We start from the raw sequence: 24,279 nt of genomic DNA, 5'->3' as shown, positions 1-24,279 counted from the left end.
CGGCGTCCGCTTCAGGCGGACGGCTGTTTGGTCTTCCTGAGATAAGGCAGGATGGTCTCAAAGGCGCCGAAACGCTTGATCGCATCTTCGTTGGAAACGGCAGCGGTGATGATGACGTCCTCACCCTGCTTCCAGTTTGCCGGCGTCGCCACCTGATGCTTGGCGGTGAGCTGCATGGAATCGACCGCGCGCAGGATCTCGTCGAAGTTGCGGCCCGTGGTCATCGGATAGGTCAGCACCAGCTTGATCTTCTTGTCCGGCCCGATGACATAGACCGAGCGCACGGTGGCGTTGTCGGCCGGCGTGCGGCCTTCGGAGGTCTCACCGGCGCCGGCGGGCAGCATGTCGTAGAGCTTGGCGACCTTGAGGTCCTTGTCGCCGATCAGCGGATAGTGCACCGTCTGGCCGGTCGCCGTCTTGATGTCGGCCTGCCATTTGTCGTGGCTCGCAACCGGATCGACGGAGATGCCGATGATCTTGACGTTGCGTTTCTTGAACTCGCCTTCCAGCCCGGCCATCGTGCCGAGCTCGGTGGTGCAGACCGGTGTGAAATTCTTCGGGTGGCTGAAGAGGATTGCCCAACCGTCACCGATCCAGTCGTGAAAGCTGATCGTCCCCTGCGTGGTCTCGGCCGTGAAATCCGGCGCGATGTCGTTGATACGAAGGCTCATGGTTCCTACCCCTGTGAATGCCGCTCGTTGGCGGGCGGCCACCCTTTTACCACTCCATCTGCGACCTTCAAAACGGTGCGGTCGCCGGCAGTGATGCAGGCCGCGAAAAATTTTCGCCATTTCTGGGGGAATATGGAAATTTCGCTGTCGGCGTCGCGAAAGTCTAGGATTTCACGGCCAGCGACGTGGCGAGGTCTTCCATCCGCTGCGCCAGCGCACCAAGCGCGTTGGTCAGCACGCTGTCGCTCTTGTCGGCCTTGGTCAGCGCCTCGTCGCGCGTCTTGCGCAAGGTCAGCACCTCGCTTTCCATGCCCTTGACGCGCTTCTGCAGTTCCGAGAGTTCGTCCATCACCATGATGCCGGCCATGACGGTCAGCCGCTGGTCGCCGATCTCGCCGAAAGAATCCTTCAGATGCGAGACATAACGGTCGAAGCGTTCGGCGAGGTCGATCAGATGATCTTCCTGGCCTTCGTCGCAGGCCATCCGATACTGTTTGCCGTCGATTGAAACCGTGACCTGTGCCATGGGCCAGCTCCTATCTGTCCAACACGGCGCGGATGGTTTCCATGGCGGTCACCAGCCGTCGCGATACTTCCTTGTTGGCGTCCTCCAGCCGTTCGGCGCGCGCTTCGGAATTGTCGAGTTCCTGCGCCAGCCTGGAGCGGTCGGCATTCATCCGCTGCACCTCGGCCTCGGCTTCCGAGTAATCGCGTTCATGCTCCAGCTTGGCCGCGACGGCGTTTTCCAGCCCCTCGATGGCCTTGCCCAGCCTGGCGATGACTTCCTTGAGTGTGGTTTCCCCGGTCATGGCCTTCGTCCTGTGCCCTGCCCATCACCGAATCGTTCGCGTTCAGAACGCGTTATCCCTGAAACATTAGGCACCGGGTGAAGGCAACGTCAACAAAGCTCTCGCGACTGTCCCCTGCTAACGCTAATGTAGGGCCACAGTCAGCATCACAAGACCGGCAAATCTGCGCCCGATTTGTTGACTAAAAGCCCGCGCCTGCTATGTGTCGCGCACCTTTTCAAGGGCGCTCCCAAGCCCCCAAACCCCCACCTTTGGAGGAACCATGACGTCGCGTGAACAACATGACCGGATGGCCAATGCGATCCGCTTTCTCTCCATGGATGCCGTCGAGAAGGCCAATTCCGGCCATCCCGGCCTGCCCATGGGCTGCGCCGACATTGCCACGGTGCTGTTCACCCGCTTCCTGAAGTACGATCCCAAGGCCCCGCACTGGCCCGACCGCGACCGCTTCATCCTGTCGGCGGGCCATGGCTCGATGCTGCTCTATTCGCTGCTGCATCTGACCGGTTACGAGGACATGACCCTCGACCAGATCAAGCACTTCCGCCAACTCGGCTCCAAGACCGCCGGCCATCCCGAATACGGCCACGCCACCGGCATCGAGACGACGACCGGCCCGCTCGGCCAGGGCCTCGCCAATTCGGTCGGCTTCGCGCTCGGCGAGCGCATCATGAACGCTGCCTTCGGCAACGACCTGGTCAGCCATTACACCTATGTGCTGGCCGGCGACGGCTGCCTGATGGAAGGCGTTTCCCAGGAAGCCATCGCGTTGGCGGGGCATCTCAAGCTCAACAAGCTGATCGTCTTCTGGGACAACAATAACATCTCGATCGACGGCCCGGTTTCGCTCGCCGACAACACCGACCAGGTCGCTCGCTTCCAGGCCTCCGGCTGGAACGCCAGCCATATCGACGGCACCGATCCGGAAGCCATCGCCTATGCCATCGAGGCGGCCCGCCATTCCGACAAGCCGACGATGATCGCCTGCAAGACGACCATCGGCTTCGGCGCCCCGACCAAGGCCGGCACCAACAAGGCGCACGGCTCGCCGCTCGGTGCCGACGAGATCGCCGGCGCGCGCAAGTTCTTCAACTGGGAGTCGCCGCCCTTCGAGATTCCGGCCGACATCCTCGATGCCTGGCGCGCCGCCGGCAAGGCCGGTGCCAAGCCGCGCGCCGACTGGGAAGGCCGTCTCGCCAAGGCAGAGCCGAAGCTGAAGGCCGAGTTCGAGCGCCGCCTCGCCGGCAAGCTGCCGTCCAATTTCGACGCCGTCATCGCCGACTACAAGAAGAAGCTCTCGGCCGACAAGCCGAAGGTCGCCACCCGCAAATCGTCGGAAATGGCGCTTGAGGTCATCAACGGCGCCGTGCCGGAGACCATCGGCGGCTCCGCCGACCTGACCGGCTCCAACAACACCAAGACCAGCCAGACCAAGAACATCACGCCGGACGATTACGGCCAGCGCTATGTCCACTACGGCATCCGCGAGCACGGCATGGCGGCGGCCATCAACGGCCTGACGCTGCATGGCGGCCTCATCGCCTATGGCGGCACCTTCATGTGCTTCTCCGACTATGCCCGCCCGTCGATGCGGCTGTCCTCGCTGATGGGCATCCGCTCGATCTTCGTCATGACCCATGATTCCATTGGTCTGGGCGAAGACGGCCCGACCCACCAGCCGGTCGAGCACCTGGCGGCCCTGCGCGCCATTCCCAACCACAATGTCTTCCGCCCCGCCGACGCGGTGGAGACCGCGGAATGCTGGCAGATCGCGCTCGAATCCGAAAAGACGCCGTCGACGCTGGCGCTGACCCGACAGAACCTGCCGACCGTGCGCACCGAGCATTCGGCCAAGAACCTCAGCAGCCAGGGCGCTTACGAACTGGCCGCGGCCAGCGGCGAGGCGGCGGTGACGATCTTCGCCACCGGCTCCGAGGTCGAGATCGCGCTCGGCGCCCGCGACCTGCTCGAGAAGCACGGCCACCCGACCCGCGTCGTGTCGGTGCCTTGCTTCGAACTGTTCGACAAGCAGAGCGACGACTACCGCAAGAAGACGATCGGCAACGCGCCGATCAAGATGGCGATCGAAGCCGGCATCCGCCAGGGCTGGGATCATCTCATCGGCTCGGACGGCATCTTCGTCGGCATGACCGGCTTCGGCGCCTCGGGCACGATCGAACAGCTTTACCCGCATTTCGGCATCACCGCCGAGGCGGCGGCCAAGGCGGCGGAAGCCCGCCTGCACGCCAAGTAAGGCCGTGCACGCCGCCCAAAATCGTGGTGCGGTTTTGGGGTAACGGCATGCACAAAACAAAAATGCCCCGGCGAAGCCGCGCAAAGCGATTTCGCCGGGCTGGCCCAACCTAATCGATTTAAATCTGCGTCGCTTTGGCTGGATTCTTTGGCCGTCCGCCGCTATGAAGCTGCGGACCCATCGTCAGCCTTCCAGCTCCCAGGGAGAGAAAAATGACCGTCAGAGTTGCCATCAACGGATTCGGCCGCATCGGCCGCAACATCCTGCGCGCCATCCATGAATCCGGCCGCAAGGACATCGACGTCGTCGCCGTCAACGATCTCGGCCCAGTCGAGACCAATGCCCACCTGCTGCGCTACGACAGCGTGCACGGCCGTTTCCCGCATGAAGTGTCGGTGTCCGGCGATCAGATCACCGTCGGCAAGGAAAAGTTCAAGGTCACCGCCATCAAGGATCCGACGCAGCTGCCGTGGAAGGAGCTCGGCGTCGACATCGCGCTCGAATGCACCGGCATCTTCACCGCCCGCGACAAGGCCGCCGCGCACCTGACCGCCGGCGCCAAGCGCGTGCTGGTCTCCGCACCTGCCGATGGCGCCGACCTGACCGTGGTCTACGGCATCAACCACGACAAGCTGAGCAAGGACCATATCGTCATCTCGAACGCGTCCTGCACCACCAACTGCCTGGCGCCGCTGGCCGCCGTGCTGCACGAGACGGTCGGCATCGAAAAAGGCATGATGACGACCATCCATTCCTACACCGGCGACCAGCCGACGCTGGACACCATGCACAAGGATCTCTACCGCGCCCGTGCAGCGGCCCTGTCGCAGATTCCGACCTCGACCGGTGCGGCCAAGGCGATCGGCCTCGTGCTCCCCGACCTCAAGGGCAAGCTCGACGGCATCTCGATCCGCGTGCCGACCCCGAACGTTTCGGTCGTCGACTTCAAGTTCATCGCCAAGCGCGCCACCACGGTGCAGGAAATCAACGAAGCGGTCATCGCCGCCTCCAACGGCAAGCTGAAGGGCATTCTCGGCGTCACCCATCACCCGAATGTCTCGATCGACTTCAACCATGATCCGCGTTCCTCGATCATGGCGCTCGACCAGACCAAGGTGATGGACGGCAACTTCGTTTCGGTGCTGTCCTGGTACGACAATGAGTGGGGCTTCTCCAACCGCATGGGCGACACCGCCGTCGCCTTCGGCAAGACCATCGCCTGATCGCGGACCCGTCTTCTCGACACCTGAAACGCCCGGCTTCGTCCGGGCGTTTTTCATTTGCCTGAGCAGCAACGCCGAACCACCGGAAAATCAACGGCTCGCCCCAAAAAACCACCCCCGCGCCTTGCACTGGCCATGCCTTCGCCCCACTCTCCCGTAAAGCGAGAAGACAAAGGAATTCGAGGGGCAAATCACGGATGGAGCATGCGATCTATCTCGTCACGCTGGTCGGCACGGCGCTCGTTGTCGCCGCCGCGTTTTCGAGCCTGATCGCCTTCCGCTTCGGCGCCCCCCTCCTGCTGCTCTTTCTTTGCATCGGGCTCGCCACCGGAACCGACGGCCTCGGCATCGAATTCGACAATGCCCGTATCGCCTATTTTGCCGGCTCACTGGCGCTGGCGGTCATCCTGTTCGATTCCGGCTTCGGCACACCGCTCAACGCCTTGCGGCAAGCGGCCGGCCCGGCGTTGTCGCTGGCGACCTTCGGCGTGCTTCTCACCACCGGCCTGTTCGGCGCCGCGGCCTACTATCTGCTTGACCTTACCTGGCTGGAATCCTTCCTGCTCGGCGCCGCCGTCGCTTCGACCGACGCCGCGGCGGTGTTCTTCCTGCTGCGCGCCGGCGAGATCAATCTGCGTGAGCGCGTGCGCTCGACGCTCGAAGTGGAATCCGGCACCAACGACCCGATCGCCATCTTCCTGACCATCACCCTGGTCGAGGTCATCGCCGCCCATGCCAACCCCGAAACCAATGTCCTGGTCACCAGCCTGATCCTCGGCTTCCTCGTCAATATGGGCCTTGGCGCCGTCGTCGGCGCACTCGGCGGCCTTGCCATCGTGCGTCTCGTCGACCGGCTCAATCTCGACCACGGCCTGCTGCCGATCTTCGTGCTGACGCTGTCGCTGATGGTCTTCGCCGCCGCCGGCGCCATCGGCGGCTCCGGTTTCTTGGCGGTCTATATCGCCGGCCTCATTGCCGGTAATTCCGACATCCGCGCCGTCACCATCCTCAAGCGTTTCCAGGACGGCATGTCATGGCTGGCCCAGATCATCATGTTCCTGATCCTCGGCCTGTTCGCCACCCCTTCGCAATTTCCGGCGATCATGGTGCCGGCGATAGCGCTTGGCCTTTTCCTGATGTTTATCGCCCGCCCGATCGCTGTCTGGCTCTGCCTGATCCCTTTCCGCCTGCCGCGCCCCGAAGTCGCCTTCGTCTCCTGGGTCGGCCTGCGCGGCGCGGTTTCGATCCTGCTCGCCATCACCCCATTGCTCGGCGGGCTGGAAAACGGCCGCACCATTTTCAACGCCGCCTTCATCATCGTGCTGGTGTCGCTTGTCATCCAGGGCTGGACGGTCGGCCCGCTGGCGCGTCGCCTTGGCCTCATCGTGCCGGCCCGCCTTGGCCCACTCGACAAGGTCGAACTCGAACTCCCCGGCTCCGCCCACCACGAGCTCCTTGCCTATCGCGTGGCGCATGGCAGCCCGGTGGCGCGCGGCGAGCGCATTCCGCGCTGGGCGCGGCCCTCCCTGGTACTGCGCGACGGCCGCTCGATGCGTTTCCAGGACATGGGCCGCCTCGCCGCCGGCGACCAGGTCTACATTTTCGTGCCGGACCGCTATCCGCGCCTGCTCGACAAGCTGTTCGCCAGCCGCGCGGTGGTCGACCCGGAAGATGCCGATTTCTTCGGCGCCTTCGCCGTCGACCCGGCACGCTCCGGCGCCGAACTGGAAGCCGCCTACGCACCGGGCCTGACCGAGGCGGAGCAGAAGCTCACCGTCGGCGCTCTGGTCACGGCGCGGCTCGGCGGCCATGCCGAATATGCCGATCGCGTGCTGATCGGCTCGATCGAGCTGATCGTCAGGGATGTCGACGACAAGGGCAGGATCACGGGTCTCGGTCTTTCCTTCGAGCCGACCGCGCCGGTGGCGCGGGTGCCGGTGTTCCTGAGTGCCGGCGAGATGGGCGACCGCCTCGGCGCCTTCATCCGCAATTGGCGCAAGCCGACCGAGACGCAGGAAGCGGCAGCACAGGCCGAGGACGCCCCCAAGCCGCCGGTTGAAAAAGCCACGACCGGGAGCTGAGAAGGGCGACCGCTGGCCCTGCCCCTTCATCACCGGGCGATCTTCACGGACTATGTTCCCGCCCGCCTCAAAATTTCGCGCCGCATCGCGGCCAGAGCCTTGCATCGGCACCGATGCGGGGTATGGTCCCGGCGATTTCCCGAGGAAAGGAACCTGCATGGCCGCCTTCAAGACACTGGACGATATCGGCAACATCAGCGGCAAGCGCGTGCTGGTGCGCGTCGACCTCAACGTTCCCGTCGCCGACGGCAAGGTCACCGACGCCACCCGCATCGAACGCATCGCGCCGACCATCGCCGAACTGTCGGGCAAGGGCGCCAAGGTCATCCTGCTTGCCCATTTCGGCCGGCCTAAGGATGGGCCATCGCCGGAATTCTCGCTGGAGCCGATCGCCAGGGCAACCGCCGAGGTACTCGGCCGCCCCGTCGGCTTTGCCTCGGATTGCGTCGGCGACACAGCGGGAAGTGCCGTCGCGGCCATGAACAAGGGCGACGTGCTGCTCTTCGAAAACACCCGCTTCTACAAGGCCGAGGAAAAGAACGACCCGGCCTTCAGCGAGCGGCTCGCGGCCAATGGCGACATTTTCGTCAACGACGCCTTTTCCGCGGCGCACCGCGCCCACTCTTCCACAGAAGGGCTGGCGCGTCTGTTGCCTTCCTTTGCCGGCCGCACCATGCAGGCCGAGCTCGAAGCGCTGGAGAAGGGCCTGGGCAACCCGGTCCGCCCGGTCGTCGCCATCGTCGGCGGCGCCAAGGTCTCGACCAAGATCGACCTTTTGATGAACCTGGTGAAGAAGGTCGACGCGCTGGTCATCGGCGGCGGCATGGCCAACACCTTCCTTGCCGCGCGCGGCACCAATGTCGGCAAGTCGCTGTGCGAGCATGACCTTGCCGCCACTGCCAAGCAGATCATGATCGAGGCTGCCGAAGCCGGCTGCGCCATCATCCTGCCGGTCGACGGTGTCGTCGCCAAGGAATTCAAGGCGGGCGCCGCCTGCGAGACCGTCGCCATCTCCGAAGTCCCGGCCGATGGCATGATCCTCGATGTCGGCGAGAAGACCGTGAAGACGATCGGCGAATGGATCGAGCGCGCCGCGACGCTGGTCTGGAACGGCCCACTCGGCGCCTTCGAGATCGAGCCGTTCGATCACGCCACGGTGGCGGCGGCAAAACACGCGGCCGCGCGCACCAAGGCCGGCAAGCTGGTCTCCGTCGCCGGCGGCGGCGATACGGTGGCGGCCCTCAACCACGCTGGCGTCGCCGACGACTTCACCTATGTCTCGACCGCCGGCGGCGCCTTCCTGGAGTGGATGGAAGGCAAGCCGCTGCCCGGCGTCGACGTGCTGAAGCGGTAAGCAGTTCCGGGAAAAGTGTGAGACGGTTTTCCCGGGAAAAGCGCGTAGCGCTTTCCCTTGGGAATTGCGTCAAGACTGAAGCGCATTTTGCAGCCAGGCGGAAACGCCTGGCGCCACAGAAATGCGGCTGGAACAAGCAAGGCAATCAACACAAAGAGGCGCCCGGGACTTTCAATCGATTCGAGCTTTCCGATGCCATTCCTTTGGCGGTAGACTTCCGCTAAGCGCGGAACGAACCCCTTTCAGGAGAAGCATAATGAGCGAACGTCTCGAAGACATAGCCGCCGCGATCGTGGCCAACGGCAAGGGCCTGCTGGCCGCTGACGAAAGTTCCGGCACCATCAAGAAGCGCTTCGATGTCATCGGCGTTGAATCGACAGCCGACAGTCGCCGCGACTATCGCGAGATGATGTTCCGCGCCAAGGACGCGATGACCAAATACATTTCCGGCGTCATCCTCTATGACGAAACCATCCGCCAGAAGGCTGCCGATGGCACGCCTCTGGTCGACATCATCAAGGCATCAGGCGCCATCCCCGGCATCAAGGTCGATGCCGGCGCCAAACCGCTGGCCGGCTTTCCCGGCGACACCGTCACCGAGGGCCTCGACGGCCTGCGTGAGCGCCTTGCCGACTACTACAAGCTCGGCGCCCGCTTCGCCAAATGGCGCGCGGTGATCGACATCGATACCGGCAAGGGCGTGCCTTCGACCAATTCGATCAGCGCGAATACCCATGCGCTCGCCCGCTATGCCGCCCTTTGCCAGGAAGCCGGCATCGTGCCGATCGTCGAGCCGGAAGTGCTGATGGACGGCGCCCACGACATCGGCACCTGCTACGAGGTCTCGAAGGCGACGCTGATCAAGCTCTATGATGAACTCCATGCGGCGCGCGTCGTGCTGGAAGGCACGATCCTCAAGCCCAACATGGTGCTGTCGGGCAAGACGTCGGGCACGGTGGACAGTCCCGAAAAGGTCGCCGAGATGACCATAAAACTGTTCCGCGAGACGGTGCCGGCGGCGGTCCCGGGCATCGCCTTCCTCTCCGGCGGCCAGGAGGACGAGGAGGCAACCGCCAACCTCAACGCCATCAATGCCATCGGGCCGCATCCGTGGAAGCTGACCTTCTCCTATGGCCGCGCGCTGCAGGCTGCCCCGCAGAAGGCATGGAGCGGCAAGGCGTCGAACGTCGCCGCCGGCCAGGCCGCCTTCACCCATCGCGCCCACATGAACTATCTGGCCGCACTCGGAAAATGGAAGGCGAGCCTCGAACAGGCCGCCTGAGCACACCGCTTCCGTCACCGTTCAAACCCGGGCCAACGCGCCCGGGTTTTCGTTGTCTGCGATTTGGGGGAAGACCTCCTCATCCTTATTTCCTCTGGGCGTTGCCGGCGATGTCGGTTTGCGCTCGTCCCGAACGTCCTTGGGATGAGAGACAGGGAGAGGTTCATGCATCGCAACAAGGTCGTTTCACGCGAGGACTGGTTCCAGGCGCACAAGGGGCATCTGGCGCGTGAAAAGGAACTGACGCGGTTGCGGGAACGTGTTGCGGCCGAGCGGCGGGAACTGCCCTGGCTGAAACTAAGGAAGGACTACGTCTTTGAGACGGAGCAAGGGCCGAAGAAACTGGCCGAGCTTTTCGCCAACCGCAGCCAGTTGATCGTCTACCACTTCGTGTTCGCGCCAGGTTCCACCCATCACTGCGAAAGCTGTGCCTTCGTCGCCGACCATATCGATGGCGCCAACCGGCATCTCAGGCATCATGACGTGTCGCTTGTCACCATATCGCGGGCGCCGCTGGCCGAGCTGCTGCCTTACAAGCAGCGCATGGGCTGGACATTCGACTGGGTGTCTTCCTATGCGTCCGACTTCAACTTCGATATGCAGGTGTCCTTCACCGACAAACAGATCGCATCCGGCGAAGCGGTCTACAATTTCGAAACACCGGTGCTGACGTCGAAGGACTTGCCCGGCACCACTGTCTTCTACAAGGGCGAAACCGGTGACATCTTCCTGACCTTCATGTCGCGCGCCCGCGGCAGCGAGCAGTTCATCGGCGCCTATCAGTATCTCGACATCGCTCCGAAAGGTCGTGACGAGACCGGTCCTTACGGGACCTTCATGGACTGGGTGCGGCTGCACGATGAATATGGGAACAGGTCGCAACAGGACGACATATACCCTTAGGGCACCGGCCGGCCATGCAAGGATCCGTTCACCTCGGCCCAAACATGCGCTAAGCCTGCCGCAGATCATTCCACGGTTCCGCCATGCGCTTCCCGGCCTCTCTCACCTGGCTCGCCTTCCCCGTCTATGTCTGGCAAGGGCTCGGCGTGCGCCGCCGCACCACGCGCATGCTGCCGGCACAGGGACCGGTCATGCACGAACTCGCTGGCAAGGCGCCTGATATCTCGCTTCTGGTGCTGGGCGACTCCTCGGCTGCCTCGGTCGGCATCGGCAATTCCGAGGACGGGCTTGCCGCGCAGCTCGCCATGCTGATTGCGCAGCGCACCGGCCGCGCCGTGCGCTGGCGCGCCGCCGGCTTCAATTCGGCGACATCGGGCCAGATCCGCGACCATGTCCTGCCCAACCTGTCGGCCGACCCATGGACGCATATCGTGCTGGCCATCGGCACCAACGACACCAAGAATTTTCATTCGGTGCCGCGCTTCAAGAAGGAGTTCGGCGGCTTGCTCTATGGCCTGCGCGCCAAATGGCCGGAGGCACGCGTCGTGTGGTCGCCGGTGCTGGAGTTCACGCGGGCGCCGGCCATGCCGCCGCTGCTCGGCAAGATCCTCGAAATCCGCGCCACCGCGATGAACCGGATGGGTGAACGGCTTTGCCTGGAGCGCGGCGCGGTGCCGGCCCCGCGCCTGCCGATCACCAATCCCGAACAGGGTTTCGCCTCGGACGGCTTCCACGCCTCGGAGGCGGGCTACCGCGCCTGGGCCGAGCATCTCGTCGGCCTGGTGCTCGCCAGCTGAACACCGACGGCCGATGCGGCCTGCAGACCTATGTCAAATGCCCGAGCACGGCCGCCAGCGAGATTGCGGCCATGGCCAGCAGCGCCAGCTTCCAGAAATCGCCGCGGCGCTTGAGCCCTGGCCAGCCGATCGGTTTGATCAGCTGGATCACCATGAAGCCGATGATGACAAGGGCGAGGAGTTTCGTCATGCCGCTTTTGATCAGCAACGTTGCCGGCTGTCAAAGCGCCTTGTTCGATCTCTGGGAAAGAACAGGGGCCGCGTCCCGAACCGGAAACGCGGCGCCCACCTTTCAGGCGGCGATCTACTTCAGCGGCTTAAGGCCGGCTTCGATCGAGGCGCGCTTCGGTTCGAGGAACGGCGGCAGGGCCAGGCTTTCGCCCAGCGTTTCCAGCGGCTCGTCGGCGGTGAAACCCGGCCCGTCTGTGGCGATCTCGAACAGGATGCCGTTGGGCTCGCGGAAATAGAGTGAGCGGAAGTAATAGCGCTCGACCTCGCCGCTAGACGGCAGGCGGAATTCGGCCAGACGGGCGGTCCATTGATGCAGCGTCTCCTGGTCCGGCGCCCTGAAGGCGACATGGTGAACCGCACCGGCGCCTTGCCTTGCGGGAGCCTGCCCGGGCTGCACGGCGACATGAAGCTCCGCCGCCGGCCCGCCAGCGCCCATTTCGAAGACATGGACCTGGCCTTCGCCATCCGGCGAAGCATAGTCGCGGCCCTTGCGCATGTTCATCACCCTGGTGAGCACCGCCTCGGTGTTTGTGATGTCGGGGACGCTGATGACGATCGGCCCGAGCCCGCGGATCTGATAATCGGCCGGCACCGGGCTTTGCGCCCAGGGATGGCTGCCACCCTTGCCACCATCGCTAACGAGCCGCAGGCGCTGGCCTTCGGGATCCTCGAAATCGAACGACGGATAGCCGCCGATGTCGGCAATCTCTCCTGTCACGATGTCTTCGCCGGCCAGGTGCTGCTTCCACCAGGCCAGGCTCTCCGGGCTGCCGACCCTTAGGCTGGTCCGCGCGATGCTGTGGGTACCGCGCCGTTCGCGGCCAACCGGCCAGTCGAAGAAGGTCAGGTCGGTGCCTGGCGTCGCTTCGCCGTCGGCATAGAAAAGGTGATAGGCCGACGTGTCGTCCTGGTTCACCGTCTTCTTAACCAGCCGCAAGCCCAGCACCTTCGTATAGAAATGAAGATTGCCAGGAGCGTTGGCGGTGATGGCGGTCAGATGGTGGATTCCTGTCAGTTGCAGGCTCATGGTCGTCTCCCTGGTTTTGGGGAAGAATTTTCTCCCTTCATATCAGAACTCCGGTCACCTCGCTGAAGGTCGCCTATCCCGACAGTCCGTCGTCTCCAACTGAACAATGATGCTCCGTAGGCAGCCTCGCGGTGAACAATCCTCCATTCGCAACTGGGCCGAAGATCATGGGCTGAGGACAATTTCCACCAGCCGGAACGATCGCCGCGCGCCCTGCCACCCTCCTGACAGACTGCTGTCAGGAGGGGTGTGCGATACTGCCTCCAGTTAAAGAGAGGAGAATAGCCATGAACGGTTTCACCATCCTGCGCGGCATGCAGCACTATGTCGGCAAGGTTCGCACCATGCGCAACGAAATTCGCACGCAGCGTTTCATGAACGCGCTGCCCGCGGACATCCGCAAGGATATCGGCTGGCCCGATATGTATGCGGAACGTCGCTCCCGCGGCAATTGAGGCGAATTTTTCGACATCGATATTGGACATGGGGCGCGCCAATGCCCAGATATCAATGCATGTCGCCCAAAAGTGGCCTCCGGTTTTGGGGGTGCGACATGCATGAAAACAAAGACGCGGCGCGTTGGGGGACGGAGCGAGCTTATGCCTGATCAGAAGACAATCGGCTTCGTCTTCATCGAAGGTTTTGCCGACTGGGAATACGGCTTGCTGGCAGCCTCGGCGGTTGAGTGGTTCGGTGCTCGTGCCGTGTCATTGACCCCTGGAGGCAAGCCGGTGACCGGGATCAGCGGCTTTCGGCTGACGCCCGACCGTTCGGCCGGCGTCGACGAGAATGCCGATCTCGACGCAGTCGCCGTCATCGGTTCCGACCAATGGGCGGGCAAGACGCCGCCGGATGTCGCTCAACTGCTCAATGCCGTTGCAACGCGCGGCGGCGTCGTCGGCGGCATCTGCGCCGGTACGCTGGCACTGGCCCGGGCTGGCATGTTCGAACAAGCCAAACATACCAGCAATCGCCGCGACTGGATCAACGGACACGAAGCCGGTTATGCCGGCGACAGCAACTATCAGGACGTGCCGCATGCGGTCGCCGATGGCAAGATCGTGTCCGCGCCGGGTTTGGCGCCTGGCACCTTTGCCCTTGCCTTTCTGAAGACGCTCTATCCCGAACGAGGCGGCGATCTCGCGCAGATGCGGACGTTGTTTGCCAGGGAATATGCTGAAGCCTCCTGACAGTATGCTGTCAGGAGAGACGTGCGATGGTGGGATAATGCGCATGGCCGGCCGAGAGAAAGATCGATGAAGAGCTGGAACGACAGGCTGAACACGCCTGGCATCCACGGCGTGAAACCGACGCCACGCACGGTGGGTGACGTGGTCGAAGGCCAGCCGATGTTGGTGCCTACCGCGCGCCAGGTCGACACTTTCATCCGTTCGATTCCGAAAGGCGTCGAGATGGATGTCCGCGCGTTGCGCACGGCCCTTGCCATCGAACACGGCGCCGAAGTGACATGTCCGGTGACTATTGGCTATCATCTGCGCACGGTTGCCGAGGCCGCCAAGGAAGACCTTGAGCGCGGCATGAGGATGAGCGACATCGCGCCCTTCTGGCGCGTACTCGATGCGAAGACGCCGACAACGAAGAAACTGTCCTTTGGCGCGGAATTCGTCGCCGCGCAGCGCAAGCGCGAAGGACTGAAACCGTAATGAATGCCGTCTGGAAGCGGCTCCGGTCCAGGAGACGCTCCAGCAACAACACTGGGGAAGCAAACGATGCGCCGCGCCGACAGGCTTTTTCAGATCGTGCAGCATCTGCGGGGTGGCCGTCTGGTCACCGCCCAGAAGCTCGGCACGTGGCTCGAGGTTTCCGAGCGAACGATCTATCGCGACATTGCCGACCTGCAGTCGACGGGAGTGCCGATCGACGGCGAGGCCGGCGTCGGCTACATGATGAGGGAGGGTTTCGATCTTCCGCCGCTGATGTTCACGCGTGACGAGATCGTGGCGCTGGTTGCCGGTGCGCGCATGGTGCGCGCCTTTGGCGGCGCCGCCATGGCACGGGCCGCCGACGAGGCGCTGGTCAAGATCGGCGCGGTGCTGCCCGATGCCGAGAAGGACCGCATCGCCCGTACCGAGATCCACACGCCGATGTGGGTGGTCAGCGACGCCGCCCGCGAGGCGATCGATCTGATCGAGCGTGCTGTCGAAAAGCGCCAGGTGCTGACCATCGACTATTGCGACGAGGCCGGGCGCGGCACCGCGCGCGACATCAGGCCGCTCGGCCTGTGGTTCTGGGGCAAGGTGTGGACGTTGGTCGCCTGGTGCGAGATGCGCGACGACTTCCGCGCCTTCCGCATCGACCGCATCGCCTCGGTGGTGATCGCCGGCCGCATCTTCAAGCCGGAGCGCGGCAAGCAGCTTGCCGACTTCTACCGGGCCGTGGAGCGCAGCGAGGATTACGGTATGGCGCCGGACCGCGTGGCGCGAAACTGAGATTGCATATGGAATAAAAAAGCCCGCTCGAAGCGGGCTTTTTTTTGGACTGTCGCAGACCTTACTCGTCGTCAGCGTCTTCGTTCTTCGACTTCAGCGCCGAGAGCTTGGCGAACACGGCGCTGGCGTCGAGTTCGGCATCCTCGTCCTTCGGCTTTTCGGGGGCCGGAACCAGCCGCTCGGTCAGGGCCGCCGGCAGCAGCGTGTCGCCGACCGGCTGCGCCTGTTCGCGGCCGCGCGAGGCGCGGTTGACTTCCATGTCGAGGTCGATCTGCGAGGCGAGACCCAGCGTCACAGGATCCATCGGCTGCAGATTGGCCGAATTCCAGTGCTTGCGTTCGCGGATCTGCTCGATCGTCGACTTGGTGGTGCCGACGAGACGCGAAATCTGTGCGTCCTTGAGTTCGGGATGATTGCGCACCAGCCACAGGATGGCGTTCGGCCGGTCCTGGCGCTTCGACAGCGGCGTGTAGCGCGGGCCTTTGCGCTTGGATTCCGGCACCCGCACCTTAGGGTCGGAAAGCTTCAGGCGCTGGTTCGGGTCCTTCTCGGCGCGCGCGATCTCGTCGCGAGTCAGCTGGCCGGTCATGATCGGGTCCATGCCCTTGATGCCTTGCGCCGATTCGCCGTCGGCGATCGCCTTGACCTCGAGCGGATGCAGCCCACAGAACTGCGCGATCTGCTCGAAGGAGAGCGCGGTGTTGTCGACCAGCCAGACGGCGGTCGCCTTGGGCATCAACAGCGTATTGGCCATTAGAAAAATCCTTCTCGTTCGCCCGCGTTCCCGCGCGGGCGGTGGTTTAGAGCCACCAAAATGGGAAATTCGCGGCCTGTATAACCGTTCCCTTGCCGTTTCGCAATGTTTTTGGAAGCGCGGCCGCTCCGATGGGTTCGGGAGCAGGCAAGCACGTTCGGATGGCTGGGCCGCCAGCGACATTAGCCAAGGGGACCCGCACTTTTGGGCAGGCCGCGCAAGTGCCGCGCGCGCTCCTGGAATCGCCAGGCAATTTCACTGGCCCCAAAAAGACAAAACCCGCTGGACAAGGTCCAGCGGGCTCGGAACCGGAAACGGGGAACGTCTGCGACGGCTCTACTTCTCGACATGAGCCCGGCCCTGCGGCCGGGTCATGCTTGATATCAGATCGCCTGGCGGGCGATCCGTTCGATGTCGGCGCGGTTGATGCCGAGATCGCTGAGCTGACGGGCGTTGAGACGGTTCAGCTCGCGCACGGTCTCGTTGTACATGCGCCAGTTACGGTAAGCGCGGATCGGGTTCATGGTAGTCCTCCTGATGGGGTGTTCGTTTCGATGCTGCACAGATAGTGATCATCGATGAGGACTTGAACGGCCGATTTTGCATAGCAATGATGCAAATGCTGCATTGCACCATTAAGCCTCTGTTCATCTTGTAGGCAGGGGCGAAGGGCGCTGTCCCAGGACGTGTCGAGATTCCGGTCAGGCCGAGTCGAAAATGGTTGGTACCGAGAACCGGAGCGGAGCGTACTTTTCGTACGCGAGCACCGGAAGCGCAGCTATTAGCCATTTGCAGGCCGGCCTGACCGGAATATCGATACGTCCTAGCCGACGTCGAGCACGATCTTGCCGATATGCTCGCCCTCTTCCATCCGCTCATGCGCGCGCCAGGCATCGGTCAGCGGGTAGATCATGTCCATGACGGGTGCGACCTTGCGCGTGCCGAGCAGTGGCCACACCTGTGCCTCCAGTGCCGCCGCGATCGCCGCCTTGAACTCGACGGTGCGCGGCCTGAGCGTCGACCCCGTATGGGTCAGCCGCTTGACCATGATCTTGGAAAAATCGGCGCTGGCGACGGCACCCGCCTGCACGGCGATCTGGACGATGCGGCCCTCGACCGCCGCCGCCTCGTAGTTTCGCTGGACATAGTCGCCACCGACCATGTCGAGGATGACATTGGCGCCCTTGCCTTCCGTGGCCTCCTTGACCGCCGTGACGAAATCCTCCTCGCGGTAGTTGATCGCCCGGTCGGCGCCGAGCTTCAGGCAGGCGTCGCATTTCTCCCTGGATCCGGCGGTGGTGATGACATAGGCGCCGAAGGCCGAGGCCAGTTGGATCGCCGTCGTGCCGATGCCCGACGAGCCGCCATGCACCAGCAGCGTCTCGCCCTTCGTCAGGCCGCCGCGTTCGAACACATTGTGCCAGACGGTGAAATAGTTTTCCGGCACGGCCGCTGCTTCCGTGTGGGTGAAACCGGCGGGCAGCGGCAGCACGCTGCCGGTATGAACCTTGACATATTCGGCATAGCCGCCGCCGGGGGTGAGCGCGCACACCCGGTCGCCGATGCGCCAGCGCGATATCTCGTCGCCAAGGGCAGCCACTTCGCCCGACACTTCGAGGCCCGGAAGGTCCGATGCGCCGGGCGGCGGTGGATAGGCGCCCTTGCGCTGCTGCACATCGGGCCGGTTGACGCCGGCGGCATGAACCTTGATCAGGATCTCGCCCGGGCCGGGCTGCGGCACATCGCGCGTTTCCGGTTTCAGCACCCGTGGGCCACCCGGTTCTGAGATCGCGATTGCCGTCATCCTTGCCGGAATTCTTTGTCCGCTCGCCATGAAGTTTCCCGTCTTTCCTCGCCGCATTCCTACCGGCTGTTTGCATCGACGCCCTTGCCCTATGTATGCTGATTGCCAAATCAGGCAAATGGCCAATCTGGTGTGGCGGAGGAGGAGCAACGATGGCGATCTTCGACGACGAACCCAAGAAGAAGGCGCGCCCGCACGAGATCGGGCAGGACCTGTCGCTGCTTTCCGTCGGTGAACTGTCGGAGCGCATCGGCATCCTTCGCGACGAAATCGCCAGGCTGGAGGCGGAGCTCAAGGCCAAGGACAACACCAAATCGGCCGCCGAGGCACTGTTCCGCCGCGGATAGGCAGACCGGTGGAACAGCCCCGCCGCCGAAAAGCCCGAATGCGACTGTCTTCAGACCTTGAGTCCCTCCAGAGTCCAGCCGGATCAATAAATGCTCGCATCCTACCGACCGATCCTCTCCCTGCTTCGCGGCACTGCCTTCCTGCTGGCGGCATCGGGTCTGCATGGGCTGCTGCTTCCCCTGCGCGGCCAGGTGGAAGGGTTCTCCACCGCATCGCTCGGCCTGATGGGCACGGCCTGGGCCGGCGGCTTCGTCACCGGCTGCTTCTTTGCCCCGCGCATCGTGCGCCGCGCCGGGCATGTACGCGCCTTCGGCGCCTTCGCCGCGTCCGGCGCCATCGTGGCCCTGCTCACAGGCCTGATCATCGATGAATATGTCTGGATCCTGCTGCGTGCCTTTACCGGCTTCACCATGGCCGGCGCCTTCATGGTCATCGAAAGCTGGCTGAACGAGAAGGCCACCAACGAGAACCGCGGCACCGTCTTCGGCCTCTATATGATGGTCACCTATGCCTCGATCATGGGCGGCCAGATGATCGTCGCCGGCGGCGACGTGAAATCGGCGTCACTGTTCATGATCACCGGCATACTGTTCTGCCTGTCGCTGATCCCGACCGCGGTTTCGACGGCGTCGCACCCCAAGCCGCTGCAGGACGTCAAGCTCGACGTCAAGGGGCTCTACGCCAACTCGCCGGTATCGGCCATCGCCTGCGTTTTGATCGGCATCGCCAACGGTGCCTGGGGCACGCTGGGTGCGGTCTATGGCGCCCGCATCGGCATTTCCACCGCCGAGATCGCCTTGATGATGAGCCTTGTCGTCGTCGCCGGTGCCGCCATGCAGCTGCCGGCCGGGCGTCTCTCCGACAAGACCGACCGGCGTTTCGTATTGGCCGGTGCTGCTTTCGGCGCGGCGCTGTTCGCGCTCCTGATCTTCCTGTTTCAACCGCGCTCCGGCATCTTCGTCATCGTCTTCACCGCCGCTTACGGCGCTTTCGCCTATACGCTCTATTCGATCGCCGTAGCGCATGCCAACGACCACGCCCGTGCCGAGGACTTCGTCAAGGTGTCCGGCGGACTGCTGCTGCTTTACGGCTTCGGCACCATGATCGGGCCTTTGCTGGCGGCGGCGCTGATGGGCTGGATGCGCCCGGAGGGCCTGTTCCTGGCGACCGCCTTCGCACATCTGTCGTTGGCAGGCTACACGCTGCTGCGCATCAGCCGCCGCGCCCCGGTGCCGATCGGCGATCGCGACGCCTTCAAGACGCAGCCGGCCGACCGCTCGGTGACGCCGGAAGCATTGCGGCTTGATCCAAGAAGAAAAGCAGAAGCAGACAGTTGAGATTCGAAAAACTTTGCCTCACAAATGAGGCATGATGTTTTCCGACGCCTTCATGGCGATCGCCGACCCCAATCGGCGCCACCTTCTGGAAGAACTTCGACGCGGTCCGAAGACCGTCAACGAGTTGGCGTCCGGACTTCCAGTCTCACGCCCGGCCGTGTCACAGCATCTGAAAGTGTTGCTCGACGCCGGACTGGTCAACGCCAAGGCTGAAGGCACGCGGCGCGTTTACACGGTAAGCAATGCCGGCTTCCTGAGACTCAACATCTGGCTCGATCAATTCTGGGAAGCCTGACCGTTTCTGGCGGGCGAGCGATCAGCCACTTTCAGGTCTTCTCGTTCAGAAAAGCGCCGAGCAAATCGAGCAACACTCCGGTCCCGTGCTCGCGCGACGACGATGTGTCGTGACCATCGAGGAAAGCGCCCTGCTCGGTCAGCACCAGCCGCGTGCCCTTGCCGTCGGCAAAAAGTTCGATCGTGGCCAGCGACACGGAGATGCGGGTTTCGCCGAACAGCATGTCATAGCTGTAGACGATGCGCTGGTCCGGCACGATGTCCTGATAGGTGGCTGTGTAGACGTGGATCGGGCCATCTTTCGGCCCGCCGGCATTGACCTCCTTGCCGCCGATGCGAAAGTCCATTTGAAAACGGCCCGGCATCGGATTGTCGGGATCGGTGAACCAGCGCCGCTTGGCGTCCGCGTTGCTGAGCGCGAAGAAGACTTTCGACGGCGCCGCCGGATAGAGACGCTCTATGATGAAGGTGGAATGGACGACGGATCGTTCGGTCATGATCTGGGTCCTTGTTGGTAAACTGGTTTGCCGAAATAGGTCCTGCCGGCCCTTAGGCTTCAGGCATCAACCGGCTGATGCCGGAGTTCCACCGCCAGATTGTCCAGCGCAGCGCCAAACCCTGCCTGGCTGCCGGCGATCATGTCCTTGCCGCCAAAGGCCGCGATCTGGTCGGTCAGCACTAGCCGCGTTGACGTCCCCACTGGCTGAAGCTCGACCGTGATCAGCGAGACGGAAAGCCGGTTCCAACCCTCGCAAACGAGCTCGGTCGAAACGATGCGTTGCTCAGGCTCGATATCGATGTAGCGGGTCTCGACGCGGTAAATCAGGCTGCCGCGCGGCCCGCAGCGGCTGATATCCAGCCCGCCGACACGGAATTCGGCCTTGTCGTAGACCAGGTCGACATTTTTCGACAGCGTTCCCCAGCGGGCGCGCGCCTGTGGGTCGGCAAGGGCCTGGAACACCCGCGCCGGCGAGGCTTCGTAGACGCGCTCCAGCACGATTGTTGCGTGGGTCACCGATGGTTCGGTCATGATGGCCTCCTTCAGTTTTCGTCTTTGGTTTCCGCCAGAAAATCGCCGAGCCGATCCAGCCGGCGTTCCCAGGAGAGGCGCCGCTCGTTGATCCAGTGCTCGGCCGCCCTCAGCGCCTTGGGCTCGATCTGGCAAGTCCGCACCCGTCCAACCTTCTGCGTGCGCACCAGGCCGCTTGCTTCCAGAAGATTGAGATGCTGGACGACAGCCGATAGCGACATTTCCAGCGGCTCGGCCAGCTGGGTGACCGAGGCCGGACCGCGCGACAGCCGGTCGACCATTTGCCGCCGCGCCGGATCGGCAAGCGCCTGGAACATCAGGTCGAGCTGGGCGGGATCGTGCAGCATCGCGGTCAGCCGTCATTGTAGGGGAAGAACTTGAAGTAGGGCTGCGCCTCCTCGATCACCCTGGCAAAGGCAGGGCGCTGCAGCAGGCGGTCGTGATAGCGCTTCACGGCGGGATATTTGTCACCGAACGGCTCGACCTTGTTGGCATAGAAGAGTGCCGGAGACGCCGCGCAATCGGCCAGGCTGAAGGCGTCGCCCACCGCCCAGGTCTTGGACTGCATCTCCTGCTCGACGATGGCGTAGGAATTGCGCAGCTGGCCGCGCGCCTGCTCGACGCCGAACGGATCGGTTTTGTCTTGCGGTCGCAACCGGTCGCCAACGATCTTCTGCATCGGCTCCTGCACATAGAAATCATAGAAGCGGTCGGCCTGGCGGACCGCCAGCGCCAGGTCAATGTCGGCGGGAACGAGTTCGACCGGCCCCGGGTAGTGCGCGGCTAGATATTCCACGACGATGGTCGATTCCAGCACCGTGCGGCCGCGCGCATCGTCGCGCAGCGCCGGCATCTTGCCGCTCGGCGATATCTTCAGGAAAGCCGCTCGCGAGTGCTCGTCGCCGAGATCGACGATGACCGGGTTGAAGGCGGTGGCGTTCTCGTAGAGCGCGATCAGCGGCTTCCAGCAGAAAGAGGCCAGCGGATGGAAATGCAGCGTCAGGGACATTCTTTGCTCTTCTGTTTCGTGGTTCGTCGATCGGGAGATCAACACTGAAGCATTTACTTAACTATTGCGACATGCCTTGCCCGTCAAGACCGCCTGCGATGGTTCAGTTGGACCTGATATGGGCGACGATGGCGGCTTCTATGTCGGGCCAGTCTTGCGGATGAAGCTCATGGCCGCCGCCCGCGATACGAAGGAGTTTCGCGCCGGCGACCGTTTTGGCCAGCGCCTCGCCATGTTCGACCGGAAAGATCGGATCTGAAGTGCCATGGATGATCAGCAGTGGCACCGCCATCCCCGGCAACCGCCCCTTCCACGCATCGCCACCCTTGAGTGAAAAATGATTGGTTGCGCTCAGGAACCCGCCGGAGCGGTCGTAGTCCTGTTCGATGAAGGCTCTCATTCGGGCTTCGTCGAACGGATGTATGGTGCTGGCGATCGCCCGCGCATCCTTGACCACGAAATCGATCACCTGGCCGCAGTCCGACCAGTCGACATCGGCGCCCGCGGCCGAGTGCTCGATATAGGCGTCGGTTGTCTGCGGCAGATGCGAAGTGTCCATCCCTACCGGCGAACTGCTGATCACCGTCAGCGACGCGACACGGGAGGGGTGCTTGAGCGCCACGAGTTGCGCGATCATGCCGCCCATCGACATGCCGGCGACATGGGCCTTCCCGATGCCATGGCTGTCGAGCACACCAATCGCATCGTCCGCCATGTCGTCGAATGTGTAGGGCGGCTTGCCGGGCGGATATTTGGTCGAACGGCCGGTATCGCGATTGTCGTAGCGGATCACATACAAGCCGGCATCCGCCAGCTCCCGGCAAAACGCCTCCGGCCACCACAGCATCGAGGCCATCGCGCCCATGATCAAAAGCAGCGCGGGATTTTCGGGATCGCCGAAGACTTCGGATTTGATCTCGGGGCGATTGATCGTCGTCATCACTCAGTCTCCTAATCTGATTGCATTTTGCAATCGGTTGCACATAATAAAACTGATACGATAATGCAACTGGTTTTGCGTGGAGAGAATCGAATGAGCCTCGATCGCCGGTCCGGCTGCCCGATCAACCTGTCGCTGGAAGTGTTCGGCGACCGCTGGAGCCTGATCATCCTTCGCGACATGATTTTTGGCGGTAGGCGGCATTTCCGCGAACTGCTCAACGGATCGATAGAAGGCATCGCCTCCAACATCCTCGCCGACCGGCTGAAGCGGCTGATGGAGTTGGGCATGCTGACCAAGGCCGACGATCCTAGTCACAAGCAGAAGGCGATCTACAGCCTGACCGAGATGGCCATCACGCTGGTGCCGATCCTGGCCCATCTCGGCGCTTGGGGCCGCGTCTGGCTGCCAACCAGCGAGGAACTCTCGATCCGCGCCGAACTGCTGGAAAAGGGCGGACCGCCAATGTGGGAGAAATTCATGGACGAGTTGCGCCATGAGCATCTGGGTATGGCGCTCGACACGGCATCCGGTCCTTCTGTCCGTGCGACCCTGCAGGCCGCCTATCAAGCCGTGGTCGCCGGCAAAGCTCTCGGCGCCAGCCCGGCCGCCTAACCAACTATTTTCCCCCGTTTCGAGGCCGGCTCTGCTAGAAGAAGCAGAAACCACAATTCACGGGATTGGATAAGGTCTTGGTTGAGAACTCTCGGGATGCCGCCCGCGCGCGCGCCGATTTGCGCTTCAAGAAGCAGGAAGAGGCGGCCACCGTCCGCCAGAAGGCGATGGCGGAATATGCCGCCGAGAGCGACGCCCGCAAGGCCAAGACCGACAAGCTGCGGGCTCTGCGCCTGGCCAAGGAAGCCGAAGACCTAGCCAACGCGCCGGCGGCGCCCGCCAAGAAGCCTGCCCGCGCCAAAAAGAAATAGCCGCACGGCCCTTCGGCAACCCGGCTTGACCCGCCGACACCGTTCGCCTGTCGATCCAGTCGCTCGCCGGCACCGCCCTGGCGGCAGCGGCCCCTCATCCCGCCGCTTCACAAGAAGCAATTTCAACCGAAACCGGGATTGCTTCGGCCGGCTGGCCGTCGATGATTGTCCCCTTCCCAACAGGAGATTGCCATGACCGCACTGCCGCTCGAAAAAGCCCGGCAAATCATCGATGCCGCCTTCGCCAAGGGCGCTGAACTCAAGCTCAAGCCGCTCGGCGTCTCAGTCCTTGACGCCGGCGGCCATCTGGTCGCCTTCGAGCGCCAGGACGGCGCCTCGTTCCTGCGCCCGCAAATGTCGGCGGGCAAGGCCTATGGCGCGCTGGCCATCGGCATGGGCTCGCGCAAGGTCGAGGCCTTCGCCAAGGAGCGCCCGCATCTGGTCGCCGGCATCTCGGATGTGTCGGGTGGACGTGTGCTGCCGGTCGTCGGCGGCGTGCTGATCCGTGACAAGGCCGGCACTATCATCGGCGCCGTTGGCATTTCGGGCGACACGTCGGACAATGACGAGGCCGCGGCCATCGCCGGCATCGAGGCCGCCGGTTTCACCGCAGATCCGGGCTGAAACTTCGTCATCCACGGGCGGAGCTGGAGCGAAGCTCCGTCGCGGAGACCCGAGGATCCATTCCGCGACCTTGCTGACGGGTACAACGGAGAAGAATTCTGGACCGTGGCGACGCTTCGGAGTCCCGGCAT

30 protein-coding genes are annotated in these 24,279 nt (G+C 63.4%); 17 read left to right on the top strand and 13 right to left on the bottom strand.

The window, feature by feature from the left end:
* Positions 1–11: 11 nt before the first annotated feature.
* The 3 genes from D3242_RS10205 to D3242_RS10195 all read right to left on the bottom strand — a co-directional run bounded on the left by D3242_RS10205 (position 12) and on the right by D3242_RS10195 (position 1,480).
* Positions 12–671 carry a peroxiredoxin gene (locus tag D3242_RS10205; protein WP_019861622.1) on the bottom strand — a complete coding sequence of 220 codons (660 nt, stop codon included), beginning with the start codon at positions 669–671 and terminating at the stop codon, positions 12–14.
* A gap of 163 nt (positions 672–834) precedes the next feature.
* Positions 835–1,197 (bottom strand): cell division protein ZapA, encoded by a 363-nt coding sequence (locus tag D3242_RS10200; RefSeq protein WP_019861624.1) that lies wholly within the window; start codon positions 1,195–1,197, stop codon positions 835–837.
* A gap of 10 nt (positions 1,198–1,207) precedes the next feature.
* Positions 1,208–1,480 (bottom strand): DUF4164 domain-containing protein, encoded by a 273-nt coding sequence (locus D3242_RS10195; RefSeq protein WP_006200774.1) that lies wholly within the window; start codon positions 1,478–1,480, stop codon positions 1,208–1,210.
* A gap of 262 nt (positions 1,481–1,742) precedes the next feature.
* Between D3242_RS10195 and tkt the strand changes: the two genes are divergently transcribed.
* The 7 genes from tkt to D3242_RS10160 all read left to right on the top strand — a co-directional run bounded on the left by tkt (position 1,743) and on the right by D3242_RS10160 (position 11,374).
* Positions 1,743–3,734, top strand: a complete 1,992-nt coding sequence (gene tkt, locus D3242_RS10190) for a transketolase (protein WP_027047476.1) — start codon at positions 1,743–1,745, stop codon at positions 3,732–3,734.
* A 212-nt stretch (positions 3,735–3,946) separates the two neighbouring features.
* Positions 3,947–4,957 (top strand): type I glyceraldehyde-3-phosphate dehydrogenase, encoded by a 1,011-nt coding sequence (gene gap, locus D3242_RS10185; RefSeq protein WP_038650127.1) that lies wholly within the window; start codon positions 3,947–3,949, stop codon positions 4,955–4,957.
* 197 nt (positions 4,958–5,154) lie between these two features.
* A complete protein-coding gene (locus D3242_RS10180) occupies positions 5,155–7,038 on the top strand; it encodes a potassium/proton antiporter (protein ID WP_064981122.1) in 1,884 nt (627 codons plus the stop codon).
* Between the two features lie 157 nt (positions 7,039–7,195).
* On the top strand, positions 7,196–8,392 hold the full coding sequence (locus D3242_RS10175; protein WP_064981124.1) for a phosphoglycerate kinase: 1,197 nt from the start codon (positions 7,196–7,198) through the stop codon (positions 8,390–8,392).
* A gap of 256 nt (positions 8,393–8,648) precedes the next feature.
* A complete protein-coding gene (locus D3242_RS10170; protein WP_064981126.1) occupies positions 8,649–9,674 on the top strand; it encodes a class I fructose-bisphosphate aldolase in 1,026 nt (341 codons plus the stop codon).
* A 165-nt stretch (positions 9,675–9,839) separates the two neighbouring features.
* Positions 9,840–10,577: a DUF899 domain-containing protein gene (locus tag D3242_RS10165; RefSeq protein ID WP_019861630.1), complete on the top strand. Its 738-nt coding sequence runs from the start codon at positions 9,840–9,842 to the stop codon at positions 10,575–10,577.
* Between the two features lie 83 nt (positions 10,578–10,660).
* Positions 10,661–11,374, top strand: a complete 714-nt coding sequence (locus D3242_RS10160; protein WP_019861631.1) for an SGNH/GDSL hydrolase family protein — start codon at positions 10,661–10,663, stop codon at positions 11,372–11,374.
* 28 nt (positions 11,375–11,402) lie between these two features.
* Here D3242_RS10160 and D3242_RS10155 read toward each other — a convergent pair whose 3' ends face one another.
* Together D3242_RS10155 and D3242_RS10150 are read right to left on the bottom strand one after the other, a co-directional pair.
* The gene (locus D3242_RS10155; protein WP_080643995.1) at positions 11,403–11,564 is read right to left on the bottom strand and encodes a hypothetical protein; all 162 of its coding nucleotides are present in this window, start codon (positions 11,562–11,564) and stop codon (positions 11,403–11,405) included.
* A 114-nt stretch (positions 11,565–11,678) separates the two neighbouring features.
* Positions 11,679–12,632, bottom strand: coding sequence for a ring-cleaving dioxygenase (locus D3242_RS10150; RefSeq protein ID WP_064981128.1), 954 nt, complete (start codon positions 12,630–12,632; stop codon positions 11,679–11,681).
* A 287-nt stretch (positions 12,633–12,919) separates the two neighbouring features.
* Between D3242_RS10150 and D3242_RS10145 the strand changes: the two genes are divergently transcribed.
* From D3242_RS10145 to D3242_RS10130, 4 genes are all read left to right on the top strand, one after another.
* Positions 12,920–13,087, top strand: a complete 168-nt coding sequence (locus D3242_RS10145) for a hypothetical protein (RefSeq protein WP_019861634.1) — start codon at positions 12,920–12,922, stop codon at positions 13,085–13,087.
* 144 nt (positions 13,088–13,231) lie between these two features.
* Entirely contained in the window at positions 13,232–13,822 is a 591-nt protein-coding gene (locus D3242_RS10140; protein ID WP_064981130.1) for a DJ-1/PfpI family protein, read from the top strand.
* A gap of 66 nt (positions 13,823–13,888) precedes the next feature.
* Positions 13,889–14,296 (top strand): hypothetical protein, encoded by a 408-nt coding sequence (locus D3242_RS10135; RefSeq protein WP_064981131.1) that lies wholly within the window; start codon positions 13,889–13,891, stop codon positions 14,294–14,296.
* A 66-nt stretch (positions 14,297–14,362) separates the two neighbouring features.
* Entirely contained in the window at positions 14,363–15,082 is a 720-nt protein-coding gene (locus D3242_RS10130; protein ID WP_019861637.1) for a helix-turn-helix transcriptional regulator, read from the top strand.
* 61 nt (positions 15,083–15,143) lie between these two features.
* Here the strand turns inward: D3242_RS10130 and D3242_RS10125 are convergent, their stop codons facing one another.
* The 3 genes from D3242_RS10125 to D3242_RS10115 form a co-directional block, all read right to left on the bottom strand.
* On the bottom strand, positions 15,144–15,836 hold the full coding sequence (locus tag D3242_RS10125; RefSeq protein ID WP_019861638.1) for a DUF1013 domain-containing protein: 693 nt from the start codon (positions 15,834–15,836) through the stop codon (positions 15,144–15,146).
* Between the two features lie 383 nt (positions 15,837–16,219).
* Positions 16,220–16,360, bottom strand: a complete 141-nt coding sequence (locus D3242_RS10120; protein WP_064981134.1) for a DUF1127 domain-containing protein — start codon at positions 16,358–16,360, stop codon at positions 16,220–16,222.
* A 299-nt stretch (positions 16,361–16,659) separates the two neighbouring features.
* Complete coding sequence (locus tag D3242_RS10115; protein ID WP_038650140.1) at positions 16,660–17,670, bottom strand: NAD(P)H-quinone oxidoreductase; 1,011 nt, start codon at positions 17,668–17,670, stop codon at positions 16,660–16,662.
* Positions 17,671–17,792: 122 nt separating this feature from the next.
* Between D3242_RS10115 and D3242_RS10110 the strand changes: the two genes are divergently transcribed.
* From D3242_RS10110 to D3242_RS10100, 3 genes are all read left to right on the top strand, one after another.
* The gene (locus D3242_RS10110; protein ID WP_027047479.1) at positions 17,793–17,987 is read left to right on the top strand and encodes a DUF1192 domain-containing protein; all 195 of its coding nucleotides are present in this window, start codon (positions 17,793–17,795) and stop codon (positions 17,985–17,987) included.
* 90 nt (positions 17,988–18,077) lie between these two features.
* On the top strand, positions 18,078–19,325 hold the full coding sequence (locus D3242_RS10105; RefSeq protein WP_064981136.1) for an MFS transporter: 1,248 nt from the start codon (positions 18,078–18,080) through the stop codon (positions 19,323–19,325).
* Positions 19,326–19,356: 31 nt separating this feature from the next.
* On the top strand, positions 19,357–19,620 hold the full coding sequence (locus D3242_RS10100) for an ArsR/SmtB family transcription factor (RefSeq protein WP_019861642.1): 264 nt from the start codon (positions 19,357–19,359) through the stop codon (positions 19,618–19,620).
* Between the two features lie 31 nt (positions 19,621–19,651).
* Here D3242_RS10100 and D3242_RS10095 read toward each other — a convergent pair whose 3' ends face one another.
* The 5 genes from D3242_RS10095 to D3242_RS10075 all read right to left on the bottom strand — a co-directional run bounded on the left by D3242_RS10095 (position 19,652) and on the right by D3242_RS10075 (position 22,598).
* On the bottom strand, positions 19,652–20,116 hold the full coding sequence (locus tag D3242_RS10095; RefSeq protein WP_064981138.1) for an SRPBCC family protein: 465 nt from the start codon (positions 20,114–20,116) through the stop codon (positions 19,652–19,654).
* A 59-nt stretch (positions 20,117–20,175) separates the two neighbouring features.
* Positions 20,176–20,649, bottom strand: a complete 474-nt coding sequence (locus D3242_RS10090) for an SRPBCC family protein (protein WP_064981140.1) — start codon at positions 20,647–20,649, stop codon at positions 20,176–20,178.
* An 11-nt stretch (positions 20,650–20,660) separates the two neighbouring features.
* Positions 20,661–20,996 carry an ArsR/SmtB family transcription factor gene (locus tag D3242_RS10085; RefSeq protein WP_064981142.1) on the bottom strand — a complete coding sequence of 112 codons (336 nt, stop codon included), beginning with the start codon at positions 20,994–20,996 and terminating at the stop codon, positions 20,661–20,663.
* Positions 20,997–21,001: 5 nt separating this feature from the next.
* Complete coding sequence (locus D3242_RS10080; RefSeq protein WP_064981144.1) at positions 21,002–21,658, bottom strand: glutathione S-transferase family protein; 657 nt, start codon at positions 21,656–21,658, stop codon at positions 21,002–21,004.
* A gap of 103 nt (positions 21,659–21,761) precedes the next feature.
* Complete coding sequence (locus tag D3242_RS10075; protein WP_038650151.1) at positions 21,762–22,598, bottom strand: alpha/beta fold hydrolase; 837 nt, start codon at positions 22,596–22,598, stop codon at positions 21,762–21,764.
* A gap of 93 nt (positions 22,599–22,691) precedes the next feature.
* On the opposite strand from D3242_RS10075, the gene D3242_RS10070 reads away from it, so the two are divergent.
* The 3 genes from D3242_RS10070 (at position 22,692) to D3242_RS10060 (ending at position 24,148) form a co-directional block, all read left to right on the top strand.
* Positions 22,692–23,213 (top strand): winged helix-turn-helix transcriptional regulator, encoded by a 522-nt coding sequence (locus D3242_RS10070; protein ID WP_038650154.1) that lies wholly within the window; start codon positions 22,692–22,694, stop codon positions 23,211–23,213.
* 77 nt (positions 23,214–23,290) lie between these two features.
* Positions 23,291–23,524, top strand: coding sequence for a hypothetical protein (locus tag D3242_RS10065; protein ID WP_020629062.1), 234 nt, complete (start codon positions 23,291–23,293; stop codon positions 23,522–23,524).
* Positions 23,525–23,716: 192 nt separating this feature from the next.
* Positions 23,717–24,148 carry a GlcG/HbpS family heme-binding protein gene (locus D3242_RS10060; protein ID WP_038650156.1) on the top strand — a complete coding sequence of 144 codons (432 nt, stop codon included), beginning with the start codon at positions 23,717–23,719 and terminating at the stop codon, positions 24,146–24,148.
* Positions 24,149–24,279: the final 131 nt, after the last annotated feature.

This window comes from Mesorhizobium jarvisii (assembly GCF_003601985.1).
In the GTDB taxonomy this organism is placed as follows: Bacteria; Pseudomonadota; Alphaproteobacteria; order Rhizobiales; family Rhizobiaceae; genus Mesorhizobium; species Mesorhizobium jarvisii.
The sequence above is the reverse complement of the archived record's forward strand: the minus strand, read 5'-3'. Positions and strand labels throughout refer to the sequence as shown.

Excerpts from the sequence above, each read along its gene's own strand:
- D3242_RS10205 (WP_019861622.1), bottom strand. The coding sequence starts at position 671 with ATGAGCCTTCGTATCAACGACATCGCGCCGGATTTCACGGCCGAGACC.
- D3242_RS10200 (WP_019861624.1), bottom strand. The coding sequence starts at position 1,197 with ATGGCACAGGTCACGGTTTCAATCGACGGCAAACAGTATCGGATGGCC.
- D3242_RS10195 (WP_006200774.1), bottom strand. The coding sequence starts at position 1,480 with ATGACCGGGGAAACCACACTCAAGGAAGTCATCGCCAGGCTGGGCAAG.
- tkt (WP_027047476.1), top strand. The coding sequence starts at position 1,743 with ATGACGTCGCGTGAACAACATGACCGGATGGCCAATGCGATCCGCTTT.
- gap (WP_038650127.1), top strand. The coding sequence starts at position 3,947 with ATGACCGTCAGAGTTGCCATCAACGGATTCGGCCGCATCGGCCGCAAC.
- D3242_RS10180 (WP_064981122.1), top strand. The coding sequence starts at position 5,155 with ATGGAGCATGCGATCTATCTCGTCACGCTGGTCGGCACGGCGCTCGTT.
- D3242_RS10175 (WP_064981124.1), top strand. The coding sequence starts at position 7,196 with ATGGCCGCCTTCAAGACACTGGACGATATCGGCAACATCAGCGGCAAG.
- D3242_RS10170 (WP_064981126.1), top strand. The coding sequence starts at position 8,649 with ATGAGCGAACGTCTCGAAGACATAGCCGCCGCGATCGTGGCCAACGGC.
- D3242_RS10165 (WP_019861630.1), top strand. The coding sequence starts at position 9,840 with ATGCATCGCAACAAGGTCGTTTCACGCGAGGACTGGTTCCAGGCGCAC.
- D3242_RS10160 (WP_019861631.1), top strand. The coding sequence starts at position 10,661 with ATGCGCTTCCCGGCCTCTCTCACCTGGCTCGCCTTCCCCGTCTATGTC.
- D3242_RS10155 (WP_080643995.1), bottom strand. The coding sequence starts at position 11,564 with ATGACGAAACTCCTCGCCCTTGTCATCATCGGCTTCATGGTGATCCAG.
- D3242_RS10150 (WP_064981128.1), bottom strand. The coding sequence starts at position 12,632 with ATGAGCCTGCAACTGACAGGAATCCACCATCTGACCGCCATCACCGCC.
- D3242_RS10145 (WP_019861634.1), top strand. The coding sequence starts at position 12,920 with ATGAACGGTTTCACCATCCTGCGCGGCATGCAGCACTATGTCGGCAAG.
- D3242_RS10140 (WP_064981130.1), top strand. The coding sequence starts at position 13,232 with ATGCCTGATCAGAAGACAATCGGCTTCGTCTTCATCGAAGGTTTTGCC.
- D3242_RS10135 (WP_064981131.1), top strand. The coding sequence starts at position 13,889 with ATGAAGAGCTGGAACGACAGGCTGAACACGCCTGGCATCCACGGCGTG.
- D3242_RS10130 (WP_019861637.1), top strand. The coding sequence starts at position 14,363 with ATGCGCCGCGCCGACAGGCTTTTTCAGATCGTGCAGCATCTGCGGGGT.
- D3242_RS10125 (WP_019861638.1), bottom strand. The coding sequence starts at position 15,836 with ATGGCCAATACGCTGTTGATGCCCAAGGCGACCGCCGTCTGGCTGGTC.
- D3242_RS10120 (WP_064981134.1), bottom strand. The coding sequence starts at position 16,360 with ATGAACCCGATCCGCGCTTACCGTAACTGGCGCATGTACAACGAGACC.
- D3242_RS10115 (WP_038650140.1), bottom strand. The coding sequence starts at position 17,670 with ATGGCGAGCGGACAAAGAATTCCGGCAAGGATGACGGCAATCGCGATC.
- D3242_RS10110 (WP_027047479.1), top strand. The coding sequence starts at position 17,793 with ATGGCGATCTTCGACGACGAACCCAAGAAGAAGGCGCGCCCGCACGAG.
- D3242_RS10105 (WP_064981136.1), top strand. The coding sequence starts at position 18,078 with ATGCTCGCATCCTACCGACCGATCCTCTCCCTGCTTCGCGGCACTGCC.
- D3242_RS10100 (WP_019861642.1), top strand. The coding sequence starts at position 19,357 with ATGATGTTTTCCGACGCCTTCATGGCGATCGCCGACCCCAATCGGCGC.
- D3242_RS10095 (WP_064981138.1), bottom strand. The coding sequence starts at position 20,116 with ATGACCGAACGATCCGTCGTCCATTCCACCTTCATCATAGAGCGTCTC.
- D3242_RS10090 (WP_064981140.1), bottom strand. The coding sequence starts at position 20,649 with ATGACCGAACCATCGGTGACCCACGCAACAATCGTGCTGGAGCGCGTC.
- D3242_RS10085 (WP_064981142.1), bottom strand. The coding sequence starts at position 20,996 with ATGCTGCACGATCCCGCCCAGCTCGACCTGATGTTCCAGGCGCTTGCC.
- D3242_RS10080 (WP_064981144.1), bottom strand. The coding sequence starts at position 21,658 with ATGTCCCTGACGCTGCATTTCCATCCGCTGGCCTCTTTCTGCTGGAAG.
- D3242_RS10075 (WP_038650151.1), bottom strand. The coding sequence starts at position 22,598 with ATGACGACGATCAATCGCCCCGAGATCAAATCCGAAGTCTTCGGCGAT.
- D3242_RS10070 (WP_038650154.1), top strand. The coding sequence starts at position 22,692 with ATGAGCCTCGATCGCCGGTCCGGCTGCCCGATCAACCTGTCGCTGGAA.
- D3242_RS10060 (WP_038650156.1), top strand. The coding sequence starts at position 23,717 with ATGACCGCACTGCCGCTCGAAAAAGCCCGGCAAATCATCGATGCCGCC.